Below are 17250 nucleotides of genomic sequence, written 5' to 3' on the forward strand. Positions count from 1 at the left end.
AATAGGGCTAAGTGCCCTTTTGAATTTTATTATATCATAAAAAAATAAAAAAACTATGTACAATATTTAAAAAATACATAGCCTTTTATCACCTTATTTTGTTTTTGCTCTCTTAATTGGTATATTTGCAACTAATGCTGGGGAATTCCCTTCATCTAAATCTGTTTTTGTAAGCTTAACCTCAACATCTGAGTTATCTATTTCCACATACTTTGCAATTACATTTAGTATTTCTCCTTTTATCGCCTCTAAAAGTTCTGGAGATAAATCCGCTCTATCATGTATCAATATAAGCTTTAATCTTTCCTTTGCAACATCCTTAGACGAAGATTTAAATATACTAAAAAGATCCATAATCCTCACTCCTATTTAACATTAAACAATCTTTTAATTGCTGAAATTAATCCTCCACCTTTATTCTCAGAGGTGTGAAATGGAACCTCATCTCCAGTTATTCTTCTTGCTATATCCCTAAATGCTTTTCCTGCCTTAGCATTATCATTTAAAACTATAGGTTCACCTCTATTTGTAGACACAGTTATCTCTCTATCATTTGGAACCGCCCCTATAAGTTTTATAGCTAAATTATCAATAATATCCTCTATGCCAAGCATGTCCCCTTTTTTCACCATTTCATAATCAATTCTATTTACTATAACTTGATGATTGTCTAGTCCCTTCGCATCCAATTTTCCAATTACTCTATCAGCATCTCTTATAGAAGTAACTTCCGGATTAACTACAATTAATGCTCTGTCAGCTCCAATTATAGCATTTTCAAAACCTTGCTCTATTCCTGCTGGACAATCTATGAGAACATAATCTGTATCAGCTTTAAGTTCATTAATTAAATTAAGCATTTCCTCTGGTTTAACATCATTTTTATCTTTTGTTTGAGCTGTTGGAAGTAAAAATAAATTTTCATATCTCTTATCTTTTATAAGTGCTTGCTTTAATCTGCAATTTTCCTCTATTACATCTAAAAGGGTAAAAACAATTCTATTTTCTAGTCCCATAAGTACATCCAAATTTCTGAGTCCAGTATCTCCATCAACAAGCACAACCTTTTTGCCCATAGAAGCTAATGCAGTACCTATATTAGCTGTAGTAGTTGTTTTTCCTACTCCTCCCTTACCAGATGTTATTACTATAGCCTCTCCCATAAATATTACCTCCATAAAATATTTTATATTACAAAATATTAACCTAAACTATGCTATAACGCTTCCACTAATTTTGTCAAATAATTAACCTTATATATTGAATTCTCCAAAAAACAAAAAAATCCTTCTAATTTAAATGAAAATTTTAATATATGCAACGTTAAATCAAAAGTATTTTTCCACATAAAGTATAATTTGAATTAATTCACAGTATATATTAGGGCTGTTGCACAAAAATTAATTCAATCGTAATTTATAAATTTAGTGCAGCAGCCCTATATTTTATAATTTCATTTTTTAAGAGATACATTAATAAGAATCATTCGAAATAAGTTCATTTGATATCATGGTACCATTTTGATAAGTTTGAAGATAAAGCTTCACTCTTTTACCACCTTCTAAAACATCATCTACAACTTTATAAGTCTTACTCTTTAAACTTGCATCCGAATATATGTTAAAGGTTTCTATACCATTTGCTGAACTACCTTCAATGTATATTGGAAAATTAAAAGTATTTTTAAACTGATAGTCAAGTTTTCCATCATAATCTACTGTTGCATCATGCCCCAGCGAAACATAAGCTGATGGAATAGAATGATGGGTTCTTACAGTTGGCTTAATTCCTGCAAGAAGCGCTGCATTATAAAGCGTAGTTGAAACCTGACAAATACCTCCGCCAATCCCCATTCCTGTAGTCTTTCCTATATCAACTGGTGCCGATTGATAGCCTTTTTCAGTAGTTCTTCTTCCCAAAATTCCATTAAAACTAAAAGTCTCTCCTGGCATTACCACCTTACCGTTTATAGTCTTTGTAGCAAGCTGAATATTAGTCATCCTTCCAGGACTTGATATAGATCCATAACTAGTACTAAATGTAGATATAAAAGTATTTATTCCACTTAATTTCTCCTTAGTCACTCCAGCTTTTACAGTTTCTATATTTCCGTGAACAACTGGTTCTTCACCAATTTGTCCATTTATTGCTGATATAATATTCTTCTTAAGCTCTTGATCCTTTAATTTATAACCATCCTGATCTGGATTAATAATAAAACTGCCGCCATTTTTAGTTATTGAGGCATTTTTAGGATCCTTATTAATATCATTCTTTATATTATTTATCACATCATCTATAGGTTTAGTGTTTGAACTATAAGCAAATGAAAGCTTTATATTTTTTGATATTGGATTCTTTAACAGCTTGTACCTATCCATGATGCTTCCATCTTTTCCATAGTTATAAGCCTCTTTAATTGCTTTATTTATGTCATATTTTGCTCCAATTTGAGAATAAGCAATTGTATAATTTTTACTTTCAACCTTTATACTTACTTTTTTATTTTGAAGCGAAGCTTGGTACTTATCATTAAGTATTTTTTCAACCTCCTCCTGTGTCTTTCCAGATACATCTTCGTTTTCTATTACTACTCCAGGATAAATATAGCTATCATAACTTTTTACCTTTGAATAAATCTTATAACCGTATAATCCCACTGCCAAAGCAGCAATAAAAAGACATGTAGTACCTAAAATTATTGCATTTTTTTTATTCATAAATACACCTCATATTATTATACTTTTGCACTCTAATTTTAATTGTAATGCTTACTATACCTTAATTAATTTCTAAAGATAATTACTTATTTCATTAGAATATTTGTATGCAAATTATAAAACGATATTACTAATTTTATAATTTAATTTTAATAATATTCATATTATCATTATACTAATAAAATAGCATATATCAACCTATTTTATTTTGATATATGCATAAAACTTATTGTACACTATTACTATGAGATTTAATACCACTTTGCCTCCCCTTGAGATTGCTTTACCAAAAGCTAGATTTTCCAGTATTTTTGACATTATTTGCGTTGTTATCTTCTATATTTTCATTAACTTTAACAGATTTTTTTATATTACAATTTTCTGTCCAAAGTGGTTTATAATCACTAATCTTAATAAGTTTAATGTATTTTGAAAGTCTGTGCCTCGTGTAGTCCATTTTTTCTAATATAATTGGCTTTGCTCCTCTTAATATCAATATTTCATTCTTATTTGGAAGCCTCAATATTTCATCCGGATTCATCAAATTCCTTTTAACTGCTCTCTTTGTTACCTTTCCAAAATCTACAATTCCCTCTAACCCTGCCGACTTGCTTGAACTTACATCTTTTACTGTTGCAGTTCCAAGAAGCTTTGATACAAATTCCGCTGTTATTATATCGGTAGCACCTAAGAATAGTCTGCTGTCGCAGTTACCTATAATTTCGGACCATGCATCATTAGGGTATCTATTCTTAAGTTGAGCTATATTCTGGAATATTACGCAACTTGAAATCCCCCTGGATCTCATGGTAGATATTTTTTTAGTAAAGTCAGGAATTGCACCGATATTCGGAAATTCATCCAAGATAAAATATACATCTTTTTGTCCTTCTTTTGCCGTATAATCCGCATATTTAGTAAGTTTTATAAATAAGAATGAAAAAAATAACCCTGCTATAAAATCAAAAGTCGATTCCATATCTGATGTTATACAAAAATAAGCACATTTTTCTTTCTTGGGAAGTGTTAGATCTATATCACTAAAAGCAGTTAAATTCTGCACAAGTTTATTTTGAAACACCTGAAGTTTTGAACCCAACCCTATAACAACACCTGTCCTTACTTTTTCACTTGCCTGAGAATATATATTATATGGCAGCTTCGCTGAATGAGATGACGGAAGTGTTTTAAATATAGCATCTATGGTTGATACATCACTTGAGGCAAGCATAGAATAAACCGTGGATAAATTTTTTTCTTCTTTGGAATTTTCCTTTATCACATATAAGACAAGCGCCTTCAACAAATTCATTTCAGTTTTATCCCAAAATTCATCTGATTTTGCCCCTGGAGTTTTTGTATTTGCCATAACAGTTTCTGCAAAGCTTTGAGCTGCTATATCATCTTCTATTTCATCAATTGGGTTCCATCTATCTGAATTTATCATATTTACTAAATTTAAAACTTTAACCGTATAACCTTTATCTCTTAAAAACTCAGACATAGATTCAAATATTTCTGCTTTAGGGTCTGTAAGTATCATAGATTGCCCCATTTCGCTTATCTGCATTATATTAGGTCTTACAAAACTTCTACTTTTCATACTTCCACTAGCACCAAATACGGCTATGTTTTTATTAAAGAAAGTATCTGGCGGTAGTGTAACCATTTTATTTCTAATTCCATCTTTTATGGTGCCAAATACTAAGCCCTTTTCGCTTCCAATACATAATACTTTTTTAGCTTCACTTATGTCCATCCAGCTTGCAGTTCCTTGAGTCCCATTTTCTTTAAGATAATTTATACCAATCTGACCTTCTTCAAATAACATGCTTTTTGCTATAAAAAATAGTACTATTAAAATGACTGTAAGTAAAATAAAAGCAATAATAAAACCTTTAAATACGACTGAATTATTTTTCATCAAACTAAAGCTCTGCGTTGGATGCTTATACATATTGCTTATTTTGTTTATATTAAAACCCTTATTATTAAACATATTGTATTTGCTTATTTGATATTTTAGATAAACCAGCGGCGTTAATACATAAATACTAAACAAAATATATATTGGAATTGTAAATATAATCAATAAAGAATTTATTTTTTCTTCTTCATTCATATTGCTATACTCCTCCATCCTTTTTTTGTATTTTAAATTCTCTAAGCGCAAAACTAGCTTTTGTAAAGCACTCTTTATACTTTAATCTTTGTGCCACTCCAAGAAAAAAATATTCATGTTCTTCTACTATAACAAATTTATCTTTAACCTCTCCCCTATCCTTAATTACTATATCCCCTAATTGGGGCATTCTTCTAGCTATAGCTGAGTCTTTATACTTAAAAGCCATTTTTAGTCATCTCCCCATTCTAAAAAAATAACTCCACCATTTTCTACAGTGCAGTATTTAGCTTGTTTATTTATTTTTATTTTTTCTATTTGACTTGCACTTTCAAGTATTACAATTATTCTTTCAGCTGCAGTTCTATTTACCGCCGCTGAATAAATAACTTCCTCTCCTTCATTTATTACCACTGCATCAAAAATCTTGCCATTCCTAAAAAATACAAGGGTAAAAGGAAAGTCTTCAACATTACACCATTGAATAGATACCTGTCTATTAATAGAATTTAAATATGTGCATATCTCTAAAGCCTTAAGAACTTTATTGTTTACCTCTCGCCGCCCTATGGATACATATATATTTCCCTCAAGCACCCTTACCCTTCTCTGATTTACAAGTATTTTAAGCTCCTTATCCAAATCCTTCAAATTACTAAGTTCTTTAATTTGTTCATAAGTCATACAGCCAAATTTATTAATGTTATCAAGTATCTTTTGCTGTTTTAAATTTACATAATACAAATTATCACCTCCACAAAAAGAGAAGGAATAGCATTTTAAAGCATTAAACAAACTTTGTTTAAACCACTCTATAGACGCTATTCCTTCTCTTAAAAAATCATATGTTTTTCCACAAAATAAAAAGCAGCTAAAAGGGGGAAGTATTCAGCTGCTTTTTTATATTAATTTATTGGGAGGTTTCATTTTCTATATTTACATAATACCCTTTAATTGTGACAAATATATTACAACATTAAGTATAATATGTTAAATTGAATTTCTCTTTATCGAATTACTAATGTTTACGTTTTTTGGAACCTACCCTTTGTTCAATTGCATCTTTCCAATCATCAGCTCTACCTGCTGCCTTAATACATCCTCCTGTAACTAGTAAAACAACTATTACTACAAATGCTGCAATCACAATTATATATTTAAATTTAATTGACATATACACTTCTCCATTCAAATTAAATTTATTTTGTTATATACTTATATATTACCCACTATATAAAATTTTAATCAAAATTTTAAAAACAAAACATTTACCAACTTAATATTTTATTTCCTTAATTTTACGTTAAATCTCGTACTGTTAATACAATTTTATAGTATTAGCTAGGTTAAAACTTACCACTTTTATGTCATTTTTATAATATTGTTCTAGTTACACCAGCAATGTTTTAGCTAAAAAAGCAAAATAAAAAAGGCTGATAAAAACATCAACCTTTTTACTATTAAAATCCTAATTCCTCTGCAACTATAATAACTGTTATTCTTCCTGGCTCTTTACGTCCATTCCTTATTATGCCAGTATAATTGCATACAGAACTCTGTGACTCACAATGCATGCATCTTCCTGTTTCAACACAAGGTGCCCTATGATGAACTCTTGTTGCATTCATTGGAGCTATTTCTTGTATTCTTCTAAAAGCTTCATCTAAATTTTCTACTATTTTATTAGCTCCTGCAACTATAATTACTTTTTTAGGTCCAATAATCATAGATGCAACTCTATTACCTGATGAATCCGTATTTACAATTTCTCCATTTCTTGTTATTGCATTAGTGCTTGAAACAAAATAATCTGAAAGCAATGATTGTCTATATACTTCATATAACTCCTCATATGGCATAGGTTTAAATCTATCAAAGAATTTATATTTTTCACTTCTAAATTCTTCAGTCATATTCATAACCCCAAGTGTCTCTGATCCACCTACGGATATACTTGCTCCTTCTGGTATTAAACTTAAAATTTTCTTCTTAGCTTCTTCTTTATCTTCAACGTAATAGCTTAAATATCCCTTGTCTTTTAAAATATCTACCATTTCTCTAGCTATTAATTGATATTTCTTTTTTTTATATTGATTCATTTTCTTCACCCCTATTTTTAATTTTCCATAATACAAAAGGACCAGATTAAAGAAACTCACTCTAGTCCTTTTATACCTATCTATAGTTAAGCTATTTTTCTAATACACTTTTAACGAATTCTCTCATTTTATCACATTTACAATTAGCAAAGAAGTATTCCTGGAACTTCTCTCCAGCTACAGCGCCTTTAAGCAAATCTTGATTTATTTCTTTTAACACTGTTATAATATCTTTGAAAGCTACTTTTCTAACTTCATCTAGTATTTTTTTATTCCTTTGTTCTGGAACAACTCTTTCCTTTGGATAGCCTTGTCCGCTTTCTCCTTGAAATAACTTTTCAAATATATATTCAAGATTTAGTTCTCCGCCCCAGCCAAAGCCTTTAGCGAAAGGTATTGCAATTGCATTTCCATCATTAATTTGTGCAAACATGAATGCATCTGAAGGATCTTCTACATGTCCGCAGATTACTCCTGGAAAAGAGTTTAAAGCAAGCATTGCTCCTTCTCCAGTACCGCATCCAGTTATTACATAATCAGCAGCTCCTGAATTCAATAATATAGCTGCTAAAATACCATTTTGAACATACGTTAATTGTGCCTTATCGTCAGCAGCATACATTCCATAATTGAATACTTCATGTCCTTTTGGCTCTACTACCTTTTTTAATGTATTTAATATCAATTCATTTTTTGCCGCTTGGCTATTTTCATTTATTAAAGCAATTTTCATTCTTATATCCCTCCTATTATTGTGGCTGTTTTCCGATATATGCTAAAATACCACCATCTACATATAAAACGTGACCATTTACAAAGTTTGATGCATCAGATGCTAAGAAAACAGCTGGTCCCATTAAATCTTCTGTTGATCCCCAACGTGCTGCTGGAGTTTTTGCAATTATAAATTGGTCAAATGGATGCTTTGAACCATCTGGTTGAATTTCTCTAAGTGGTGCAGTTTGAGGTGTTGCTATATATCCAGGTCCGATACCATTGCACTGAATGTTATGTTCACCATATTCAGATGCAATGTTTCTTGTTAACATCTTAAGCCCGCCTTTTGCAGCTGCATAAGCTGAAACTGTTTCTCTTCCAAGTTCACTCATCATAGAACAGATATTTATTATTTTTCCGTGTCCTTTTTTAATCATACCAGGTATTACAGCTTTAGATACTATAAACGGAGCATTTAAATCTACATCTATAACCTTTCTAAAATCTTCTGCTTTCATTTCAAGCATTGGAATACGTTTAATAATTCCTGCATTGTTTACAAGAATATCAATCACTCCAACTTCTCTCTCTACTTTTTTAACAAGTTCGTTTACTTCTTCTTCGTTTGTAACATCACATACATATCCATGCGCTTTTATCCCTTCTGCTTCATAAGCTTTTATTCCCTTGTCTATTAGCTCCTGTTTAATATCATTAAATACAATTGTAGCTCCTGCATTTGCATAAGCCTTTGCGATAGCAAATCCAATACCATATGATGCACCAGTTATAAGTGCAATTTTACCGTTTAATTAAAAATCTTTCATTATATCCATAAAATACTCCTCCTTTAATTTACAATACTTTCATATAAAACAAATATATATTAATGTATTTTCATTATGTTCCACATTGCGGAACACCGTTTCAATTTCTAATTATATTTTAATATTATATTTTAAGATTGTCAATCACATTAAATAAAAAATTTAGCATTTTTTTATTTGTTAAAATCTATATTAAATATTACAATATAATATAAAGATAGAAATTACACAGGAGGATTTAATACATGTCTGAAGATTTAAACAACTTTAATTTAGTTCAATCAGTAGAACGTGCCATAGACATACTCGATTGCTTGGCAGACTACCCAAAAGGCTGTGGAATTGGAGAATTATCAAAGAATTTAGGCTTGAGTAAAAGTACTATACATAGAATAATAACAACTTTGAAATATAAAGGATACGTTACACAAAATAAAGAAAACGACAAATACCAGCTTGGAATAAAGATACTTAACCTATCCTTTTCCATAACTAATAACATGGATTTAATAAACATTGCTAGACCATATATACGTGAATTTGCAAATAAAGTTGATGAAGTTATACACCTTTGTATCCCTGATGAGTCATATTGTAATATAATTTATGTTGATAAAGTTTCACCAGAAAACACAAAAAGAAACATAACAATGTCTTCAAGAATAGGTAAGAAAGCACCAATTTATTGCACTGCTTCTGGAAAGCTATTACTTTCTCAATTTTCTGACGATAAAATAAAAGACTTATTAAAAAATACAACTTTTATTAAATATACAGAGAATACCGTGACCGATATAAATAACTTTTTAGATGAGATTCATGAGATAAGAAAAAATTCATATGCACTTGATAATATTGAATATGATACTGGTGTTATATGCATAGCTGTTCCAATTTTTGATAGAACCAATAAAATCATTGCAGCAACCAGTCTTTCATCTGTAACTCTTTTCAACAGCTTAGATGATTTACTTAAATATAAAGATGAATTTATGAATGTTGCTAAAAACATTAGTAATTTGATGGGATATGTACCTTCTTAATTTAATTATTATACTAATAAACAAGTAGCCTACCAGTATAATTGGTAATGGCTACTTGTTAAGCTGTCTATAGAATACCTTTTTTCACATCCTCCTATATTTTTACCATATAGATTTCATTTTCCATACACTAAGTTTTTTCACATTTAACTTATTTCCTTTATTAAGTTCAATGCTTATATTTTCACTACTTTCAAGTGTTGGATATATTCTTGTTGATATGCAAACTTTGCTATCAGCAAATACTTCAATAATTGAATGATCAATAAATATACGAAGATTTAGCACTTCCCCTTTTTGTTTTTTTAGTGGGGATTTAAGCACAGTTTTGTGTACCTCATTAGAAATACTTGACTTGGTTCTATCTACAAGGATTTCTCCATTAACTGCATCATATCTGACTACTGTTTTTTCCTCGTCATTAGGTGCTTCAAGTAAGTTCAAAGAAAAATTTTCTCCCCCACTTATCTGTATTTCCATTGATACTTCTACAGCCCTCCCCTTAGATAATAAAGCCATTTTATTGTCATCTATAACTTTATTGTCATAGGTTTCCTCATCATATCTAAGCATTTCATATTCAGAGGCCGGCTCTATTCTAAGTAAGTTATCCGAGCCTAAAGATAGTATTCTAGGAATAGATTGAGCTCCTGCCCATCCCTTTGCCCCTTCAAATTCTCCTCTAGAAGTTTCAGTCATCCATCCCCACATTATTTTTCTTTCACTAGAATTCATTAATGTGTTTGGTGCATAAAAACCATCATATCCACTATTGTCTAATATTCCCTCATATTCTGATGTAAACGTAAAATCTTTATTTAAAGTTCCTACATGATATCTAACTATACTGCTAGGAGAATAAACAAGTACATACTTTTCGCCGAATTTTATCATATTAGGACATTCTAAAAATCTAAAGTTTGGCGCCTCAAACATTTTATTTAAAAATTTCCAGTTTTGAAGATCATGAGAGCTATATATTAAAACACAGCCCTTATCTTCACAACTTCCTCCCAGTACCATATACCAAACTTCATTTTCCTTCCAAACAAATGGATCTCGCCACTCTTCTATATTCATTTTGCCATGTATGCCTGGTTTCATTATAGGGTTAAATTTATACTTTTCCCAAGTAAGCATATCATCATGACTCACAGCCATCCACTGTTCCGCACCTACTTTTGCATTTCTATTATCTTCACCTATGCTTGTATAAATTATTGTTGGAACTCCTTCGTTGTTTACCGCTGCACATCCAGAAAAGCAATGTCTCTCTCCTAACTCATTTGATGGAAATAGCGCTATAGGAAGATGCTTCCAATGAACTAAATCTTTACTTACTGCATGCCCCCAATGCATTGTATCCCAGCAATAATCATTAGGATTATGCTGATAAAACAAATGATATTTTCCTTTATAATATATGGGTCCATTTGGATCGTTCATCCAATTTCTTTCTGGCATAAAATGATACTGCGGTCTATATAAATCCATACTTTACCTCCGACGTGAATAATTTTAATTTTACTTATTGCTCTTGTAATAATTATCTAAATACTTTTGTTTTATACCAACTGCCTTTTTAACTCCCAATTGATCTAATTTAGTTAAGTAACTATTCCAATCCTTATCTATTCCACCTTTTAATATCCACTGTGCTTTCATTCTTTCTGCATAAGTCTTCATTGCTGTTTCAAGCTGTGTTATTTGACTTTGATCATTTTGATTCATGAAAACAATAGGATAATTATAAGTTGCCTTCATATATGGAACATATGTTGTCTCTAGTATGTTAAGTCTCCATGCTGCATCATCCGGTTTTGTAGTATATTTACCATAATAGTTATTTAATACTGCTAAAGGTCCACCTGTGCAAGTTTTTTGTCTTAATTCTACAGGTGCAGTACCGCTAAGTGGTAAGTGTTTTAAAGTCTTATTGCTTGTAAGTTCAAAAATATTTTGCTGAGTTTTATCTCCATAAGTACCCCAGTTATCCTGAACTGATTGAATTGGATCATAGCATCTATCTAACCATTTTGCTGTCAATTCAAGATTTTGATTTGCACTTGTAATTACGCATCTACCTCTGTCAAATCCAATACCATTTGTACGTGGTACATTTATTTGTCCATCTGGTCCTTTTAAAGGTGGTAATTGAACATAGTCATCACTACTTCCTGAAATATTTGCTTTATCCCATGTGAAATACAATCCATAGCGTTGAGCTTTACCTTTTGCTTCATAGGTATTCCAATCCTGAGTAAATGCTTCCTTATCTATTAATCCATCATTTTCAAGCTTATTCATCCACTTTATTCCATTCTTATAATCATCTTGTGTCATAGTATAAACAACTTTTTTATCCTCTGTAACCACGTAGTGATCATCATTATCACCCTTTCCAAAAGCTCCAAGTAGCATTGCTGGATCTTCACCACCATGATTTATCATGAATGACATTGGAATTACATTACCACCAAGCTTTGATGAATTATCTTTGAATGCAGTGAGTACTTTTTCTAACTCATCTGTAGTTGTTGGCATTTTTAACCCTAATTTATCTAACCATTTTTTATTTATCCAAGGTATATCATCCAAAGCTTGAATAGCATTCTTTCCTGTTCCAAGCTCTTCAATCCATGGAAACGAATAAATATGTCCATCCGGTGCAATTAACATTTTTTTATACTGAGGATTTTCTTTGAGAATCTTTTTAAGATTTGGCATATATTTATCTATTAATTTATCAACTGGAACTATAACTCCTTGCTTTGAATATCTTAACAGATCATAGTCTGAAAACTGCGCATCATATATTACATCTGGCAAATCTCCACTTGCTAGAAGTATATTTTTCTTATCTGAAAATTGATCATCAGTATAATTTGTCCAATTAATATGAACATTAGTAGCCTTTTCAAATCTCTGAAAAATCAACTTTTTATTTGGATTATTAGGTGCAAGTGCTGAACTATGTGTTAAAAATTTTAAGCTAACATTTTTCTTCAAAGGAAAACTTAGATTAGTTAAGCCATAAGACGGTGATGAATTTGATCCTTTTGCTTTTGAAGCTGTAGAATTCCCACTTCCTGAACATCCTGTTGCAAGCAAACTGATTGACATTAATACACTTACTAACAATTTAACTTTTTTCATTTTTATATCCCCCTCGATTTAATTTAAAATATTTTTATCCCTTTATAGATCCTACTAATACTCCTTTTTCAAAATATTTTTGAAAGAAAGGATACATTAATATTAAAGGCAAACTTGAAATAACAATACTGGAATACTTAATCATCTGAGCTATTTCTTGTAATTTAGCTGTATCCGCAGCATTAGCCGCCATATTAGTACTAGGTTGATTTTGAACTAATATAGATCTTAAAACAATCTGTAACGGCTGCAAATTAGCACTTTTCAAATAAATCATGGCATCAAAGTAAGAATTCCACTGTGCCACAAACTGATATAAAACTAAAACTGCAATTATAGGTTTACACAACGGCAATAATATTTTAAAGAAATACTGAGTATCATTTGCACCATCAACTGTCGCTGCCTCCCTTAATTCCTTTGGAATACCTTGAAAATATGTTCTGGCTAATATAATATTCCAGACATTAATTGCTCCTGGTAGTATAATTGCCCATGGGGTATCCAGCATATTTAAATTTTTTACTAATAAGTATGTTGGTATAAGTCCACCATTAAAAAACATCGTAATAACAAATATTGTCATAAAAAACCCTTTACCTACAAAATTCTTTCTTGACAGTGGATAAGCAGCAAATAATGTTATCACAACTGAAACAAATGAAAATGAGGCTGAATAAAATATTGAGTTTCTAAAACCTATTAACATTTCTGGATCTTTAAATACACGTCTGTAACCTTCCAAAGTCCAGTCCTTCGAATTAAGTGTAAGTCCTTTGCTTAACAAAGTGCTCGGCTGCGTAAAGGAAGCACAAATAACATATATTAATGGAATCAATACACAAAGCACTAGAACTACAAGCAATATATTATTTAAAACCAATATAATTTTATCGGTTCTTGATAAATTCTTGTCCATTTTTTTCCTCCTGTATTTTATATAATTACAATCCTTGACCTTCATTTAACTTTTTTACTATTTGGTTTACGGATACGAGTAATATTAAATTGATTACAGAATTAAAGAGTCCTATTGCCGTTGAATATCCATAATCTCCCATTTGCAAACCTATTTTATAAACATATGTTGGTAAAATCTCAGAGGTTGGAATATTCATAGAGGTTTGCATTAAATATGCCTTTTCAAAACCAATACTCATAATGTTTCCCGCAGCTAAAATAAACTGTATGACAGTTATAGGTTTTATAGTTGGGAAATCTACATGTCTAATTTGCTGAAAAATATTTGCTCCATCTATAATAGCTGCATCAAGTAAATCTTGTCCTACATTAGACAGTGCTGCAAGATATACTACAGATGCCCAACCTGCGCCTTGCCAAATACCACTTATAATATAAATTGATCTAAACCATCCAGGTTCACTCATGAAGTCTATACCTTTTCCACCAAATAAAGTTACAATCTTATTGATAGGTCCTACTGGTGATAAAAAAATAAAAAGCATGCCAACAATAACAACAACAGAAATAAAGTTTGGTGCATATAAAACAAGTTGTATTTTTTTCTTTAATCCAACACTTTTAACCCTATGAATCATAAGTGCTAAAATAATTGGAACCGGGAACCCAAATATAAGACCATAAACACTTAGTTTTAATGTATTCAATAATAAATTCATAAAATCAGGTGTACTTGCAAATTTTCTAAAGTTTTCAAGTCCAATCCATGGGCTACCCATTATACCTTTTAAGGCATTGAAATCCTTAAATGCTATTATTGAACCGTACATCGGGATATATTTGAATACTACAGTAAGTATTAGAGCTGGCAGTATAAAAAGGTACAATTGATAATTTTCTCTTATGTACTTTAATTTTTTAGTTCCTGTTTTATACTTAATCAAAATTATATATACCTCCTTTAAATTTAATCTTAAAACGCGTAAACAACCCCTCCTCAGTTAACATTAGCTGCAATAAACATTTGCAACATTTTTGATTTCCTTGTATGTAATTGTAGCAAAATATAATTCAAATGTCAACGTTTTCTTTTTGCATTTGTTTGTTTTTTTATTTTCATTTGAAACTATTTAGTCTTTACATTTGTTTACTAGCAAGTAGTGGTATAATGTCAGTATAGGTAAAAGCCATGACTTGTACCTATTTACAAGCTTAAATAAAAAAGCACTAAATATTTAATTTTGTATTGTATTTTAGGGAATCTTATTGTACATTAACATATAGTATGGTTTACATTTTTAAATAAAATGTACAAACTTTAATAAGGAGGAATAAATATTGCACAATTTCAACCTAGAAAAAATCAAACTATATATAAGCAAGAATACAGCTAAAATGATTAGCCTTATTTAATTAAAGCTTTGTAAATAAAACAAATATAATGTAGACCTTTACTTTTAAATCTATTATAATTATTTTACGTTATATTATTGAAACAAAATTGACCATGTGTAAATATACATCTAATTGTTGAATATATAAATAATGCAAAGGAGATACATATATATGAATAAAGAAAAAGTCACTATACAAGATATTGCTAATTCATTAAATCTTTCTAGAAACACAGTATCCAAAGCCTTAAATAGGAATGATAGTATACCTGAATCAACAAGAAATAGAGTTATAAAAAAAGCTGTTGAATTAAAATATAAGCATTTTGCTTTTATAAATAACGAAAGCCTGCCAACAAAAAAAACTGGCAATATAGCTCTCTTAACATCAAGTATGCCTGATAGCTCACACTTTGGCTCTAAATTAATAAACGGTCTAGAAAAAAAAATAAGCTCAGAAGGTTATAACCTATCTATTCATATCATAAGGCAAGCTGAAATTGATGCCCTTATTCTTCCAAATAACTTTGAATTAAAGAATGTTGATGGAATAGTATGTATTGAATTATTTAATAAAGCTTATACAAAACTAATAAATAATCTAGAAATTCCTACAATCTTCATAGATTGTACCGCTGACATATTTTATCCGGACCTTAACACAGATATCCTCCTAATGGAAAATGAACACAGCACTTATTCATTAACAAAAAAATTAATAAATAGTGGACATACAGAAATAGGATTTGTTGGTGACTATAAGCATTGCAAAAGTTTTAATGAAAGATGGATAGGATTTAATAGAGCATTAATAGAGTCCAATTTAAAACTTGACTTATCCTTTTGTATAACTGAAGATAATAAATTTCCATATGTAAGCCCAAACTGGATAAACAGTCAGCTAGATGCTATTGATAAACTTCCTTCAGCATTTATATGCGCAAATGACTTTGTTGCAATTGCTTTAATAAAAGCTTTAAAGAGCAAAAATATAAAGATTCCTGAAGATATTCTTATAACTGGTTTTGATGATTCTCCTGAATCTCGTATCATTGATCCTCATTTAACAACAGTTCATATATACAGCAATGAAATGGGAGCTATTGCTGCAGATTTAATTTTATCAAGACTTAGGAATCCATCTAAACCTGTTCAAATAACTCATGTAAAAACCAAACTTATATTTAGGGAATCTACAGGTAATATTATTTGATTTAATAAATCTTTTCACAAAAAATCAAAGATCCTATGTAAGGTTCATAAATATAATAAATTATATTTATGAACCTTACATAGGATCCGTTTACACCTTCCTGCTTAATTTATGAATTATACTTAGAATTTAATAAGCCTCTAATTATAGCCTCTTCTTGTTTTTGTGTTATTGTTCCATTGTTCACAAGTACATCAAATTTGCGCTTAAAAAGTACATTTAAATTACTAATACGCTCTTTTTTACAAGAATCAAATAAATTTTGCACTGCTGTCTTTTGATTTTTATTTATTATTTTCTTATTTACTAAAGTATCAAGTTCATTATTAAAAGAAATTTTAAAGTTTTTGCCACTTTTCTTAGAAGCTAAAAATGCTTGCTTTATGTAGGACTCCTGAGTTTTAGTTATAGTTCTATTTTCAACAAGAGCATTTAATTTATTTTTAGAACATTTATGATTTTTTTTCATGGATTGATGAAACTCATCGGATTTTATCAAATTTAGTACAGCGTCTTCTTGCTTTTTATTTATAACATTATCATTTGCCAGTTTATCTAAGCGAGATTTATAATCATGATGCTTATGATTTTTATTCATAATTGTAGTTCCACTAATTGAAGTGGTACTTTTAGCAGATGAAGCATAGGTAGATTTGTAACCTACATTTAATGAAATTAAAATATTTAGAGCAGTCAAGGCACCTATAATTTTAATATTTTTTTTCAACATTTTATATACCTCCAAAATAGATTTACTTATTTATAGTCTGCCAATTTTTCAAATAATTATAATATTAATTTAAAAATATATCTAAAACCATATATAAATAAGAAAGAAATACTTTTTCCTCTATAGCGGTGCTTTTTATTACAATATTGAGCATATGTTCGAGGTAACTTTAGAAAACTTAAATAAAATAAAAAAAAGCAAATATACCAAAGTATATAAGCTTTAACTTCTATATAAAGTTCAAAAAATAAAATGGCTCCGCGAAAAGGATTCGAACCTTCAACCTATCGGTTAACAGCCGAGTGCTC

17 protein-coding genes are annotated in these 17250 nt (G+C 30.0%); 2 read left to right on the forward strand and 15 right to left on the reverse strand.

The window, feature by feature from the left end:
- Positions 1-93: 93 nt before the first annotated feature.
- The 10 genes from minE to LQK79_RS12890 form a co-directional block, all read right to left on the reverse strand.
- Positions 94-354, reverse strand: a complete 261-nt coding sequence (gene minE / locus LQK79_RS12845; RefSeq protein WP_053241918.1) for a cell division topological specificity factor MinE — start codon at positions 352-354, stop codon at positions 94-96.
- 11 nt (positions 355-365) lie between these two features.
- Positions 366-1163, reverse strand: coding sequence for a septum site-determining protein MinD (gene minD, locus LQK79_RS12850; protein ID WP_053241917.1), 798 nt, complete (start codon positions 1161-1163; stop codon positions 366-368).
- 309 nt (positions 1164-1472) lie between these two features.
- On the reverse strand, positions 1473-2720 hold the full coding sequence (locus LQK79_RS12855) for a VanW family protein (RefSeq protein ID WP_231016791.1): 1248 nt from the start codon (positions 2718-2720) through the stop codon (positions 1473-1475).
- Positions 2721-3003: 283 nt separating this feature from the next.
- Entirely contained in the window at positions 3004-4842 is a 1839-nt protein-coding gene (locus tag LQK79_RS12860; protein WP_231016792.1) for a VirD4-like conjugal transfer protein, CD1115 family, read from the reverse strand.
- 4 nt (positions 4843-4846) lie between these two features.
- Complete coding sequence (locus tag LQK79_RS12865) at positions 4847-5071, reverse strand: hypothetical protein (RefSeq protein WP_231016793.1); 225 nt, start codon at positions 5069-5071, stop codon at positions 4847-4849.
- 2 nt (positions 5072-5073) lie between these two features.
- Positions 5074-5586 carry a DUF5697 family protein gene (locus LQK79_RS12870; RefSeq protein WP_053241914.1) on the reverse strand — a complete coding sequence of 171 codons (513 nt, stop codon included), beginning with the start codon at positions 5584-5586 and terminating at the stop codon, positions 5074-5076.
- A 274-nt stretch (positions 5587-5860) separates the two neighbouring features.
- Positions 5861-6016 carry a hypothetical protein gene (locus LQK79_RS12875; RefSeq protein ID WP_231016794.1) on the reverse strand — a complete coding sequence of 52 codons (156 nt, stop codon included), beginning with the start codon at positions 6014-6016 and terminating at the stop codon, positions 5861-5863.
- A gap of 286 nt (positions 6017-6302) precedes the next feature.
- Positions 6303-6941: a lactate utilization protein gene (locus LQK79_RS12880; RefSeq protein WP_053241913.1), complete on the reverse strand. Its 639-nt coding sequence runs from the start codon at positions 6939-6941 to the stop codon at positions 6303-6305.
- Between the two features lie 91 nt (positions 6942-7032).
- Positions 7033-7674, reverse strand: a complete 642-nt coding sequence (locus LQK79_RS12885) for an RpiB/LacA/LacB family sugar-phosphate isomerase (protein WP_053241912.1) — start codon at positions 7672-7674, stop codon at positions 7033-7035.
- A gap of 16 nt (positions 7675-7690) precedes the next feature.
- Positions 7691-8458 (reverse strand): gluconate 5-dehydrogenase, encoded by a 768-nt coding sequence (locus LQK79_RS12890; RefSeq protein ID WP_231016800.1) that lies wholly within the window; start codon positions 8456-8458, stop codon positions 7691-7693.
- Between the two features lie 272 nt (positions 8459-8730).
- Here LQK79_RS12890 and LQK79_RS12895 point away from each other — a divergent pair, with 272 nt between their 5' ends.
- Positions 8731-9528, forward strand: a complete 798-nt coding sequence (locus LQK79_RS12895; RefSeq protein WP_053241910.1) for an IclR family transcriptional regulator — start codon at positions 8731-8733, stop codon at positions 9526-9528.
- Between the two features lie 102 nt (positions 9529-9630).
- On the opposite strand, the gene LQK79_RS12900 is transcribed toward LQK79_RS12895, so the two are convergent.
- Genes LQK79_RS12900 through LQK79_RS12915 form a run of 4 tightly spaced genes read right to left on the reverse strand, consistent with a single transcriptional unit; the run spans position 9631 to position 14549 of the window.
- The gene (locus LQK79_RS12900; RefSeq protein ID WP_231016795.1) at positions 9631-11022 is read right to left on the reverse strand and encodes a glycoside hydrolase family 32 protein; all 1392 of its coding nucleotides are present in this window, start codon (positions 11020-11022) and stop codon (positions 9631-9633) included.
- 30 nt (positions 11023-11052) lie between these two features.
- A complete protein-coding gene (locus tag LQK79_RS12905; RefSeq protein WP_053241908.1) occupies positions 11053-12684 on the reverse strand; it encodes an extracellular solute-binding protein in 1632 nt (543 codons plus the stop codon).
- Positions 12685-12718: 34 nt separating this feature from the next.
- Positions 12719-13603: a carbohydrate ABC transporter permease gene (locus LQK79_RS12910; protein WP_053241907.1), complete on the reverse strand. Its 885-nt coding sequence runs from the start codon at positions 13601-13603 to the stop codon at positions 12719-12721.
- 25 nt (positions 13604-13628) lie between these two features.
- Positions 13629-14549 (reverse strand): ABC transporter permease, encoded by a 921-nt coding sequence (locus tag LQK79_RS12915; protein ID WP_231016796.1) that lies wholly within the window; start codon positions 14547-14549, stop codon positions 13629-13631.
- A 622-nt stretch (positions 14550-15171) separates the two neighbouring features.
- Here LQK79_RS12915 and LQK79_RS12920 point away from each other — a divergent pair.
- Positions 15172-16212 (forward strand): LacI family DNA-binding transcriptional regulator, encoded by a 1041-nt coding sequence (locus tag LQK79_RS12920; RefSeq protein WP_231016797.1) that lies wholly within the window; start codon positions 15172-15174, stop codon positions 16210-16212.
- Positions 16213-16321: 109 nt separating this feature from the next.
- Here the strand turns inward: LQK79_RS12920 and LQK79_RS12925 are convergent, their stop codons facing one another.
- Positions 16322-16942: a hypothetical protein gene (locus LQK79_RS12925; RefSeq protein ID WP_231016798.1), complete on the reverse strand. Its 621-nt coding sequence runs from the start codon at positions 16940-16942 to the stop codon at positions 16322-16324.
- Between the last annotated feature and the right edge of the window lie 308 nt (positions 16943-17250).

It is taken from the genome of Clostridium guangxiense, assembly GCF_021043395.1.
Classification (GTDB): domain Bacteria; phylum Bacillota; class Clostridia; order Clostridiales; family Clostridiaceae; genus Clostridium_S; species Clostridium_S guangxiense.